Annotated in this window: 8 protein-coding genes and 2 pseudogenes; 6 read left to right on the plus strand and 4 right to left on the minus strand. The window is 57.0% G+C overall.

Annotated features, from left to right (window positions below; genetic code table 11):
• The 5 genes and pseudogenes from rlmKL to rmf form a co-directional block, all read left to right on the plus strand.
• A pseudogene (gene rlmKL / locus G113_RS14610) lies at positions 1-1625 on the plus strand (bifunctional 23S rRNA (guanine(2069)-N(7))-methyltransferase RlmK/23S rRNA (guanine(2445)-N(2))-methyltransferase RlmL); the annotation flags it as partial.
• The gene (locus G113_RS14615) at positions 1625-1849 is read left to right on the plus strand and encodes a glutaredoxin family protein (protein WP_005905561.1); all 225 of its coding nucleotides are present in this window, start codon (positions 1625-1627) and stop codon (positions 1847-1849) included. The pseudogene rlmKL and the gene G113_RS14615, both read left to right, overlap by 1 nt.
• 85 nt (positions 1850-1934) lie before the next feature.
• Positions 1935-3848, plus strand: coding sequence for an ATP-binding cassette ATPase Uup (gene uup / locus G113_RS14620; protein ID WP_005905564.1), 1914 nt, complete (start codon positions 1935-1937; stop codon positions 3846-3848).
• An 8-nt stretch (positions 3849-3856) separates the two neighbouring features.
• Complete coding sequence (locus G113_RS14625) at positions 3857-5506, plus strand: DUF3466 family protein (protein WP_005905566.1); 1650 nt, start codon at positions 3857-3859, stop codon at positions 5504-5506.
• 162 nt (positions 5507-5668) lie between these two features.
• A complete protein-coding gene (gene rmf / locus G113_RS20660; protein ID WP_005905568.1) occupies positions 5669-5845 on the plus strand; it encodes a ribosome modulation factor in 177 nt (58 codons plus the stop codon).
• 81 nt (positions 5846-5926) lie between these two features.
• On the opposite strand, the gene fabA is transcribed toward rmf, so the two are convergent.
• The 3 genes and pseudogenes from fabA to G113_RS14640 form a co-directional block, all read right to left on the minus strand.
• On the minus strand, positions 5927-6487 hold the full coding sequence (fabA, locus tag G113_RS14630) for a 3-hydroxyacyl-[acyl-carrier-protein] dehydratase FabA (protein WP_005905570.1): 561 nt from the start codon (positions 6485-6487) through the stop codon (positions 5927-5929).
• A gap of 76 nt (positions 6488-6563) precedes the next feature.
• A pseudogene (locus G113_RS14635) lies at positions 6564-8538 on the minus strand (Lon protease family protein).
• A gap of 660 nt (positions 8539-9198) precedes the next feature.
• Positions 9199-9519, minus strand: a complete 321-nt coding sequence (locus G113_RS14640) for a hypothetical protein (protein ID WP_005905572.1) — start codon at positions 9517-9519, stop codon at positions 9199-9201.
• 496 nt (positions 9520-10015) lie between these two features.
• Between G113_RS14640 and G113_RS14645 the strand changes: the two genes are divergently transcribed.
• Positions 10016-10729 (plus strand): Crp/Fnr family transcriptional regulator, encoded by a 714-nt coding sequence (locus G113_RS14645; protein ID WP_005905574.1) that lies wholly within the window; start codon positions 10016-10018, stop codon positions 10727-10729.
• 99 nt (positions 10730-10828) lie between these two features.
• Here the strand turns inward: G113_RS14645 and G113_RS14650 are convergent.
• Positions 10829-12025: GH36-type glycosyl hydrolase domain-containing protein (locus G113_RS14650; protein WP_152436066.1), on the minus strand; the 1197-nt coding region annotated here is incomplete at its 5' end.

The following is a 12025-nucleotide window of genomic DNA, read 5'->3' on the forward strand; positions in this document are numbered from 1 at the left end:
AAAGAGAACCTGGCCATGGCCATGATCGCTCGCAGCGGCTGGGCCGGTGAGCCCATGATGGACCCCATGTGTGGTTCAGGCACCTTGCTGATCGAAGCCGCCTTCGTCGCCGCCGACATGGCGCCGGCCCTGCGTCGTGAGCGCTTCGGCTTTGACTACTGGCTGCAACACGACGCAGAGCTGTGGCAGAGCCTGATGATGGAAGCGCAGGTGCGCGCCAAGCGTGGCATGCAGCGTTGTGAGGTCAAACTGTTTGGTTGCGACGCCGATCCCGGGTGCTGATGAAGGCCCGCGACAACGCCAAGGCGGCCGGGGTGGCGCATCTCATCACCTTCAAACAGGCCGATGTGACCGCGCTGGATAACCCGCTGCCGCAAGCTGCCGTTGAGGGTGAAGCCCGCCAGGTGGGCATGCTTATCTCCAACCCGCCCTATGGCGAACGTCTCGGCGAGTTCCCGGCGCTCTTGGAAGTGCATCAGGCGCTGGGCGATGCCCTTCGTCGCAGCTTCCAGGGCTGGCGCGTCTCCATTTTGTCCGCATCGCCTGAACTGTTGAGCTGCCTGCGCCTGCGGGCCGACAAGCATTATCGCCTGTTCAACGGGGCGCTAGAGTGTCAGCTGCGCAACTACCAGATTGCACTGGACTCCGTGGCTTCCCAGAAAGAGGTGGCCCAGGACTTCGCCAACCGCTTGCGCAAGAATCTGAAGACCCTTGAGAAGTGGGCCAGCAAGGAGGGTATCGACTGCTACCGTATCTACGATGCGGACTTGCCGGAATACAACGCCGCCATCGATCGTTATCAGGATTACCTGGTCGTCCAGGAGTATGCGGCGCCCAAGGACATTCCCGCCCAGAAGACCCGTCAGCGTCTGCTCGACATGGTACAGGCCGCCATCAAGGTGACCGGCATGGATGGCGAGAAGGTGATCCTCAAGGTGCGTGAGCGCCAGGAGGGCAAGCAGCAGTACCAGAAGCTCTCCACCGAGCAGCACCGGATGGAAGTGCAGGAGTACGGGGCACGGTTGTGGGTCAACCTTTACGACTACCTGGATACCGGCCTGTTCCTGGATCACCGCCAGACCCGTCGCATGCTGGGGGAGATGGCCAAGAACAAGCGTTTCCTGAACCTGTTCGCCTATACCGGCAGTGCCACAGTGCACGCGGCCCTGGGCGGCGCCAGCGAGACCACCACGGTCGACATGTCCTACACCTATCTGGATTGGGCGCAAGACAACATGCGTCTGAACTCCCAGGTGGGCCGCCAGCACAAGTTCGTGCAGGCCGACTGTCTGAAGTGGCTCTCGGAAGCGCACGATCAGTACGATCTCATCTTCATCGATCCGCCCACCTTCTCCAACTCCAAGCGGATGGACGAAAGCTTCGATGTACAGCGTGATCATCTGATGCTGTTGCAGCATCTCAAACGTCTGCTGGCGGTTGATGGCACCCTGGTATTCTCCAACAACAAGCGCCACTTCAAGATGGATCTTGCTGGCCTGGAAGCCACGGGGCTCAAGGCCCAGAACATCACCCAGAAGACCAGACCCAAGGACTTCGAGCGCAATGTGCACATTCATAACTGCTGGTTGATCACTCACGCGGACAAACCGGCAGACGCCAGCTGATGCTGACCCTGTTTCATACCGATGGTTGCCACCTGTGTGAGCAGGCATGGGGGCTGGTGGAGGAGGCGGGATTGACCGCACGAACCCGTCAGTGCGACATCATGGATGATGCCAGCTGGTTAGCGGTTTATCGGGTACGGATCCCGGTGTTGCGGGATGAGGCTGGCCGCGAGTTGGACTGGCCCTTCACCCTGGCCGATCTCAACCTCTGGGTAAAGGCGTAAGCGGACCCTCATTGTGTACCTGTGATATCGAGAGTGGGGCAGACCGGGTCTGTCCCGCTTTTTCATGAAGAATTAAGGAAAAGACATGGCTTTATTAACATTGCACGGCGCTTGTCTGTCGTTCAGTGATTTCCCACTGCTCGACAATGCCGAACTGAGCATAGAGCGCGGCGAGCGTCTCTGTCTGGTGGGCCGCAACGGGGCGGGAAAATCCACCCTGATGAAGGTCCTCGCCGGCGAATTGCCCCTCGATGATGGTCGCATGGTGCAGCAGCAGGACTTGAAGGTGACCCGCCTTGAGCAGGATCCCCCCGCCTCCAGCGATCTGACGGTGTTCGATTACACCGCCGAAGGGCTGGCCGGCGTTGGCGAGATCCTCAAGCAGTATCACCATATTTCGATGGAGCTGGCCCACGATCCCTCGGATGCCAACATTCGCATCATGAGCGAGTTGCAAGAGCAGCTCGATTATCAGAATGGCTGGCAGTTCGAGACACGCATCAGCCAGGTGCTGACCCTGCTCAACCTCGATCCCGACGCGACTCTGGACAGCCTCTCTGGCGGTTGGCTGCGCAAAGTGGCGCTGGCCCGGGCCCTGGCCTGCGATCCGGATCTGCTGCTGCTCGATGAGCCGACCAACCACCTGGACATCGAAGCCATCAACTGGCTGGAAGAGTTCCTGAAAGATTTCCGTGGCGCCATCGTCTTCATCTCTCACGATCGCGAGTTCATCCACAAGCTGGCGACCAGGATCATCGACTTGGATCGCGGCGAGATCACCTCCTGGCCCGGCAACTATGACCAGTACTTGCAGGGCAAAGAGGAGTGGCTGCGGGTCGAGGAGTTGAAGAACGCCGAATTCGATCGCAAGCTGGCCCAGGAAGAGGTGTGGGTTCGCCAAGGGATCAAGGCGCGTCGTACCCGTAACGAAGGCCGGGTTCGTGCCCTCGAAGCCATGCGCATGGAGCGCAGTCAGCGCCGCGAGCTGCAGGGCAAGGCCAAGCTGCAGATGGACGACGTGAATCGCTCCGGCAAACTGGTATTCGAGACCGAAGGGCTTGGCTTGGACTTTGGCGATCGTACCCTGTTCCAGGGGCTGGACTTGCAAGTGCTGCGCGGCGACAAGATTGCCCTGGTTGGCCCCAACGGTTGCGGCAAATCGACGCTTATCAAGCTGCTGCTCGGTCAACTCGAGCCAAGCCGCGGCGTGGTCAAGGGCGGCACCAAGCTGGAGGTGGCCTATTTTGACCAGTACCGTGATCAGCTCGACCCCGAGCAGACGGTGATGGACAACGTGGGGGAGGGCAAGCAGGAAGTGATGGTGCGTGGCCGCTCTCGCCATATCCTGGGTTACCTGCAGGATTTCCTGTTCGAGCCCAAGCGGGCCCGTACTCCGGTCAAGGCCTTGTCAGGGGGTGAGAAAAACCGTCTACTGTTGGCCAAGCTGTTCCTCAAACCCAGTAACTTGTTGATCTTGGATGAACCAACCAACGATCTGGATGTCGAAACGCTGGAATTGCTGGAGGAGCTGCTGGCGGACTACCCAGGTACCCTGCTGCTGGTCAGCCATGATCGTCGTTTCATCGATAATACGGTCACCGGTTGCTGGCTGTTTGAAGGGGATGGGCGCATCAGTGATTATGTGGGCGGTTATGCCGACATGATGGATACCCGGGCTCTGCAAACTGCACAGTCAGTCAAGGCGGCAAGCAAAGCCCCCCTGGCGACAGAGCCAGTTGCAGTGGCGAGCGAGCCAGTCAAGAAGACCCGCAAGCTCTCCTACAAGGTGCAGTTGGAGCTTGATGAGTTGCCCGCAAAACTGGAGCAACTTGAAGCCGAACTTGATACATTGCAGGGCGAAGTCAATGAGCCCGGCTTCTTCTCGCTCAGTGCCGAGCAGACACAGCAGAAGCTAAATGCCCTGAGTGCTGCCGAAGTAGCACTGGATCAGGCCTTCTCCCGTTGGGAGGAGTTGGAAGCGTTGAAACATCAGGACTAAGGACGTAGATGAAAAAGCAATTATCCATACTGGCCGTACTGGTCGGCGCCAGCCTCAATGCGCAGGCGGCACAGAGCCCTTTCTTCAAAATAACTGAAGTAGGGCAGGGCTATGCGACCGGGATCAGCGCGGACAACAGTGTGCTGGCGGTGAAGCTGAAGAATGATGCGGGAAATTTCTTCTCGACCACTCCCTTCTCCGACTTCCTGGTGGACAGATTCCGCTTCGAGCAAGATTGCATCCTCTCGGGAGATGTCTGTGACGCCTTCTGGGAAGACAACGCGAACTTTGGCTACAACTGGCGCCGCGATTTCCTCGATGCCAGCTCCCAGCGTGACAGCTTGGGTGTCTCTGGCAGCGAGACCGATGGTCTGGCCGTGGCCATGGGCCCTGATAGCGGCACCTATGTGGGCTACAAGGCGAGCAAGAATGCGGTCAACAGCTTGGCCAATAGCCGCACCGCTTTTGCCGTTATCGATAGCGGCAATCAGGTGGTACTGGAAGGCAAATACAAGGTCAATGGCACCAACGTGCTGAGCAGTGCCACCAGCGTGTCACTGGTCGATGGCAGCCAATACCTGGTGACAGGGACCGCGGCCACCGGCCTGAACCGCAAGGTCGACACCGACGAATACAAAGATTGCTTCAACGGTGACGACGACAACTTCGGTGATTACCGCTATTGTCCGGGGACCGACACTCAGGCGGCCTTCTGGCTGGTGGACAATGGGGCCGCTACCCTGTTCCAGCCGGCCAGCTATTACGACAATGACAAGAACATGGTGCAGACCGCCTCTGCCGCTCAAGCTATCAAACTCAAGGATGGTCGCTGGGCCGCGGTAGGTTATTCTGCCACCGATGAAGAGGTGTCTGAGCACAGCCTGGATCTGGCCACCTACTGGATCCTGGACTTGGCCAACAAGAGTGCTGGCACGACCACGGCCATCCCCCTGTCCGACGGCAAGCCCGATGACAGCGATGCCAGCCTGCGTGGCAGCTGGGCGACAGGTGTCAACGCCAATGGTTACGTCATCGGTAACCAGCGTTTTGGTACCAATAAAGGCCAGAACCGTCCGACCGAAATGTTTATCTTCAACCTGAACAGCCCGAGCAGCAACGCCAACGTGCCCCTCAAGGACAAGCCGATTAACGGTGCCAACTCGGAAGCGGCCGCCATCAACGATCACAACATGGTGGTTGGCTGGCGTGACTCCCGTCATCAGACTCAGCCGGTGACCGGCGGTACCAACCGCATGCAGGAGGCCTTCCTGCTGAGCGCGGCCAATGGCAACAACTGGTACCTGAACGATCTCATCTGTGGTCTGAATGATTCAGGTAGCAAGAGCTGCAGCCAGAATGGGGCCTATTACCATATCGCTTATGCCAGCGGTATCAGTACCGATGGCACCATAGCGGCGACGGCCTATCGTTATGCCAATGAGAGCGATCTGAATAGCCGCATCAATGCGAGCGTAGTCAGCGTCAAGCTGAGCCCGGATAGCACCAACTACGAAGGTGTACCGGCGAATCGCGTTGTCTCCAATCCTCCGGTCGTCAATCAGACTGGTCAGGATGGTGACGAAGGCGGTGGTGGTGGCAGCCTGTTCTGGTTGACTCTGTTGGGTCTGCCCTTTGCCTGGCTGCGTCGTCGAGGCTAAAAATGTGAGTCATAAAAATTTAATGCAGTTCAGTGTCTTGTGTCACAAGGGCTGATTAGCATTGGAATTTTTGTTTGACCTACCTTTACCCTTGCGTTAATGATGAAAGCGACCGATGAAAAATTGGTCGCTTTTTTCGTTCAACGAAGAGGGTTGTGGAATATGAAGAGACAAAAACGGGATCGTCTGGAAAGAGCTCGCGCTCGCGGCTATCAGGCTGGCGTTGTTGGTAAAAATAGCGAATCTTGTCCGTATCAGTGTCTGGACGCTCGCGGCCATTGGCTGGGAGGATGGCGTGATGCCATGGAAGGACGGAGTTCGGGACTCTTCATGAAGTAGTGAAATCATCACTATTCAGAGACAGGAAAGGGGCCCGACAGGCCCCTTTGCATTGAGTATCGCAAGCGCAAGGCGGCGATATCAGAAGCTGGTGGTGTCCTTGAACAGACCCACTTTCAGATCGGTGGCGCTGTAGATGGGACGACCATCCACCTCGACCACGCCATCGGCAATCCCCATGACCAGCTTGCGGTTGATGACCCGCTTGAAGGTGATCTTGTAGCTGACCTTCTTGGCCGTTGGCAGGATCTGACCGGTAAACTTCACTTCGCCCACGCCCAGCGCGCGGCCTTTGCCGGGACCACCTTTCCAGCCAAGGAAGAAGCCAACCAGTTGCCACATGGCATCCAGACCCAGACAGCCAGGCATGACGGGATCTCCCGGGAAGTGGCAATCGAAGAACCAGAGATCCGGCGTGATGTCGAGCTCTGCCACGATTTCACCCTTGCCGTGCTCGCCGCCGTTGTCGTTGATAGTGACGATGCGATCCATCATCAGCATGTTGGGGGCGGGCAACTGGCTGTTGCCTTCACCGAACAGTTCACCACGGCTGCAAGCAAGCAGCTCTTCGCGAGAGAACGAGGTCTTGCCTTGTTCACACAGGGAGAGGGGAGCTGCGGAGGCGGTTTTATCTTGGGTCACGCTGTGTATCCTTCATATGAGTCAAAGCGGAGCCAATCTAGCGTACACATGTGCGCTAAACAACTCCGATCACTTGTTAATGGCCAAACAGACGGCCCAGTATGGTGCGCATTATGCCTGTTTTTGGCAAGGTGCCGTTGAGATCGTCCAGTCGCTGCTGGATCCGGCCAAACAGGGTGTCGGCCATGTCCGGCTCGCCAGCGACACAGCCCGTCAGCATCTCGATGGCCTCTTCCACATGATCCACCGGGTGGATATGGAACAGACCCTGTTCGACGGCGGCGATCACCTCATCGGAGAGGTTGAGCTGCTGCGCATTGGTGCCCGGCAGCAAGATCCCCTGCTTACCGTTGAGACCATGGATCTGGCATACCCGGAAGAAGCCTTCAATCTTTTCGTTAACCCCGCCAACCGCCTGCACATTGCCAAACTGATCGACGGCGCCGGTCACGGCAAAATGCTGATAGATGGGCTGGCGGGCGAGGGCGGAGAGCAGAGCACAGAGCCCGGTCAGGGAGGCGCTGTCGCCGTCAATCTCATGATAAGACTGCTCGAATACCAGATTGGCCGACAGCGGCGAGGGGTTCTCGGCACCAAACTTGTTGGAGAGATAGCCGTGAATGATCATCATCGCCTTGGCGTGGATATGACCAGCCAGCTCCGCCTTGCGTTCGATATCCGCCACATCGCCATCGCCCAAATGAACAGTGGCGGTAAGCGCACAGGTTCCCCAAAGTCATAGGGGTGCCCGCGACCTGAATGACGGAGAGGCCATTGATCTGGCCAATCTCTTCCCCTTCGGTCTGCAACAGGATCTGACCGTCTATGACCCCCTGATCGGACTGCTCAACCAGATAGTTGAGGCGATAATCCTGTTCGGCCAAGGCATGCACAATATGATCATGATCGATGATCTCGGCCTCGAACTCCCGAGCCAGGCTGTCGGCCAGGCGCATCAGAGCAGTGAGCTGCACCTCGGACAGAGATAGCCACTCCTGATGATCGCAGAGCCGGCTGGCATGGCGGCAGAGTGCGGCCTGGGCGGCCGGGGTAAAGTCGAGCAGCGACCAGCGTTGACGTATCCAGGCCAGATAACCGAGAAAATCGGGTAGTTCATCATCAATCTCGACCTCGGAGACCAAATCTGCCCGCAGGAAGATACGCTCGGACATGTCTCTGTCCAGCATCTGGAACTCGGCCACCTCGAGCCTGTCGCCCACCAGGATAAGCTTGAGCCGAATGGGGGTGGCTTCCGGGGTGAAGAAGGGGGTCAGCGTCTTACCTTCCTGATAGGCATTCCAGTCGAGCTCGCCCTTGAAGATGGCATTCTTGAGCTTGAACCAGAGATGGGGCTGATCCAGCAGCTCATCGAGTTGCAAGATGAGATAGCCGCCATTGGCTTCACGCATCAGACCCGGCTCCAGCAGATGCTGGTTGGCATAGACGGAGCCTTGTTCGGTCTGATAGTTGATGGAGCCAAACAGCGTGTCCCAGTTCAGGTCCCGGCCATAGATGACGGGGGCTTGCTGCGCTTCATGGTGGATCAGCAGATTGATGAGCACAGGGTGCTGGAATGCGAGCCCCTGCGCCACGTGCGCCGCCAGGTCGGAGAGAAAGTCCACGATCTTGGGATCATTGTTCTGTTTGCGGATGATCCTGGTGACCAGGCGTTCGGCATCCAGATGATGGCCCATCAGCCTGAGCAGCTCGCCAACCATCTCGCAGAACTCGACCCCAGTGCCCGGTTGCAGGCGCAGCCAGATAGGCTTGTACGGGTTGTTGAGGTTCTCTGTGTAGCAAAGGTCGAACAGGTCACCATCCTTGCCATGGGTATCGGCAATCAGGAGGCGGCACACTTGTTCGTAATCCGCGCCAGGGAAGCCGTTGATCAGCATCACGGGGCAATCGCCATCGAAACTGGCCAGGCGCTTGATGCCTGAGATGGCTCTGGGTTGCAAGGCGGCGAAGGGAATGGGTTCGAGTTCGCTCAAGGGAACAAAGCGGTCAATCGCAAAAGCGGGTTTCAGTTGTTCTGATTTTAATTCAGCCACTTAAGACATCCGGTCGGAGAGAGAAGCAATTGTTGCCATTATACACAGTTCGCATATACGTAACAGGAAATGGAATAGCGCACATTATGGTTGTCTGAGGCAATTAGTCTGGCAATACCACAGGAGTAGCTTGTTGATTTTTAATCAAAAAAGTATTTAGCACCGCGTCTTTTGATTGATCCCGGCCCTGGGGCCAGGGTTTGCATCGCCATGCAGCGCGACATCCCCCTGCCACCTCTGGTCGCGCGGCCATGGCGTCAGCCCTTGCAACAGGGCCTCTCGTTGGCTGCATCCGGTAGAGGGGCACTGCGAGCATTGCCAGTCCAAGGGGCGGGGCTTCAAGCAGGGTCAGGTTGTTCTGCTTGGATAATGCAATGCCACTCTTATATTCAATGCCATTTAAAAGAAATTGGTCTGCTGTATATATCTTCCTTTCTTGGAATTAAATGAAACCTGGTTTATGAGTGACTGTGCAATTGAGGTGGCTATTGTGGTTGGTCATAAATGAGAAATGACAGCGCCATTCCCTGGTCATGATTGGGGTGAAGGTTATTTTTAGAGGGTTAAATATAGTTATCAATGGCTTGGTGATAGCGCATCGAAAATAAGGCATGGACTGGAGCCCATGCCTGTCACAGCTAATAACTAATGCCTGTTTGGCTAGTAAATAAGGATTATCAACCAGCTGATAATGAAGCCAATGGCAATGGCGAGGCTAACGCTGCCCACAGGATTGCGTTTGATCTGTTCGATCATTTTATTGAGATACGGGGCGTTGGCTTTTTTCAAGTCACTGCCTTTGTCGCTCAAGGTTGTGGCAGTCGAGCCAGCGGCCTCGGCCAGTTTATCGACCACCTCATGGGTGTTTTGGGTCACCTTGTCAAGGGTGGGGTGGCTTGCGCTATTGGCATCTTGCTGCGTTTCCATGACGAAATCGGCAGGCGCATCTTTTGTTGCGGCGGCTTTATGGGGTGCGTTCATGATGTTTCTCCGTATCCGTGATGCTTTATCGCCTGGTGTCAGTGCTCTGCTGCAGTTGTCGAATTTGACGAGCATGAGACTTACCATGGATGGATAAAGGGGAGGGCGATGACCCATGCGCCTTCAGGTGCTGAGTAAGGTCCCTTTGAGTGGCTCTCTTGTGGCCTCAATGTGCAGGGGGTGTGACTCAAGGCAGATGAGAAATAGCCAGCCTCTTTGTCGCGGCATGAAATGTTTTTTTCTGCCGATGTGATAGAGCTATATGAATATGACCTATCTGCTGTATGGTGTCGGTGCGATGGAACACATAGCGTAATATATTTGCATCCTGATGGGTTTGTACTTACTTTATTGTTTGATAAAGTTGCGTTTGATTACGCAAAATTCGACGTGTCACAGTTTATTTTTGGGGCACGTCCATGGTGTATGCTTGTGATGCGATTCAATATCGTGTGATGCGAGTAAAATACACTGGGCGATATATGGAACCAACATAATGTCAGAACATAACCCGAAGCAAAATCATTTGCTGGCAGCCTTGCCTGCTGAGGTCTACTCACGTTTGCTCCCGCACCTTGAGTTTATCACGCTGCCATTAGGTAAGGTATTGTATGAGTCTGGCGATACCTTGCGTCATGTCTATTTTCCTATCGATTCCATCGTCTCATTGTTGTATGTCATGAAGAGCGGCGCCTCTGCCGAGATCTCCGTGGTGGGCAATGAAGGACTGATTGGGGTCGCACTTTTCATGGGGGGGGAAAGCACCACGAGCCGTGCCCTGGTACAAAGTGCCGGTTGTGCATACCGCCTGAGAGGCCATTTGCTGAAGAGCGAGTTCAATCTGCATGGGGACATGCTGCATCTGGTCTTGCGTTACACCCAGGCATTGCTGACCCAGATGGCCCAAACGGCCGTGTGCAATCGCCATCACACCATAGATCAGCAGCTGTGCCGCTGGTTGCTGCTCTCCCTCGACAGGTTGTCCGGCGATAAGCTGTGCATGACACAGGAGTTGATCGCCAACATGCTGGGTGTGCGCCGTGAAGGGGTGACCGATGCGGCGTGCAAGCTGCAAAAGCTGGGGGTGATAGAGTATCGCCGCGGTCACATCACGGTGCTGGACAGACCCAAACTTGAACGGTTGAGCTGTGAATGTTATGCCGTGGTCAAGGTGGAGACAGACCGTCTGCTGCCTTATCTGACACCCTAACCGCCCCAGGTTCTCGCAGCGTCCCGCCACTGCCCAAGTGGCTGCCCCCGAGGGTGCCAGCATTGGCATGGCCACTTGGGGGGCATTTTTGCTGTCCACTTATCGTTCGGAGCTGGTTGGCGTCGCTAGGGTCAGTTCGACCCTGTGCTGACCACCATCCAGGGTGAGCGGTATGCGCAGTGGCGTCCCGCCTGCGGGCAACGGTACGCTATCGAGCAGTATGTGTTCATCTTGTTGGGCAAGCAGCCCTTCAGCCTTGACCACTATGGTGTAATGGGTGTTCTCAATCGTTATCTCTGCGCTGAAGCCGGGCCAGTGTGCGGGCAGGGTGGGGGTGATGCACAAGCAAGCTCCCTCCCGACGTATCCCCAAGATGCCCTCGATACCGGCCTGGTACATCCAGCCCGCTGCCCCCGTGTACCATGTCCAGCCGCCACGTCCGCAGTGTGGCGCCACTGAGTAGATATCCGCAGCCATCACATAAGGTTCAACCTTGTAGTGTTCAACGGCGGCAGCATCCAGAGCATGGTTAATGGGGTTGAGCAAGTTGAACAGTGCATAAGCCCGGTTGGCATCCCCCAATTGGGCGAAGGCGAGCACGGCCCAGGTGGCGGCATGGGTGTATTGGCCGCCGTTTTCACGCAGTCCCGGCGGATAACCGCGAATATATCCCGGGTTTGGGGTCAACTTGTCGAACGGCGGGGTGAATAGCCGCGACAGCCCCTCATCGTAGTCGATGAGATACTGCTCAAGGGAGTCCATTGCTCTGCCGGCGTGCGTGGGGTCGGCGCTCCCCGAGAGCACGGCCCAGGATTGTGCGATGGCGTCTATCTGGCACTCCGGACTCTCCTGTGAGCCAAGCCAGGTGCCATCGTCGAAGGTGGCCCGGCGATACCAGGCGCCATCCCAGGCATGGCGTTCCAGTGCCGCCTCGAGTCGCTCGGCATGAGCCAGCCACTGCTCGGCACGTCCCTCCTGGCGTGACTGGGCAAGGGGCACAAACAGCGTGAGGGTGCGCAGCAACAGCCAGCCCAGCCAGACACTCTCGCCTTTGCCGGCCCGCCCGACCTGATCCATGCCATCGTTCCAGTCCCCGGATCCCATGAGTGGCAAACCATGGCGCCCGGTGAGGGCGATGGTCTGATCCAGCGCCCGCGCGCAGTGTTCATACAAGGAGACCGACTCTTCGGATACCTGGGGTTGGAAGAAGGCATCCTGCTCTGCGTCACTCAGGGATTGTCCCTCCAGGAAGGGGATCATCTGCGCGAGGATCCCGTCGTCGGCACTGCGCTGAAT

The organism is Aeromonas molluscorum 848, from assembly GCF_000388115.1.
GTDB classification, from domain to species: domain Bacteria; phylum Pseudomonadota; class Gammaproteobacteria; order Enterobacterales; family Aeromonadaceae; genus Aeromonas; species Aeromonas molluscorum.

Coding starts and splice junctions, on each gene's coding strand:
- G113_RS14615 (WP_005905561.1), top strand. CDS start 1,625: ATGCTGACCCTGTTTCATACCGATGGTTGCCACCTGTGTGAGCAGGCA.
- uup (WP_005905564.1), top strand. CDS start 1,935: ATGGCTTTATTAACATTGCACGGCGCTTGTCTGTCGTTCAGTGATTTC.
- G113_RS14625 (WP_005905566.1), top strand. CDS start 3,857: ATGAAAAAGCAATTATCCATACTGGCCGTACTGGTCGGCGCCAGCCTC.
- rmf (WP_005905568.1), top strand. CDS start 5,669: ATGAAGAGACAAAAACGGGATCGTCTGGAAAGAGCTCGCGCTCGCGGC.
- G113_RS14640 (WP_005905572.1), bottom strand. CDS start 9,519: ATGAACGCACCCCATAAAGCCGCCGCAACAAAAGATGCGCCTGCCGAT.
- G113_RS14645 (WP_005905574.1), top strand. CDS start 10,016: ATGTCAGAACATAACCCGAAGCAAAATCATTTGCTGGCAGCCTTGCCT.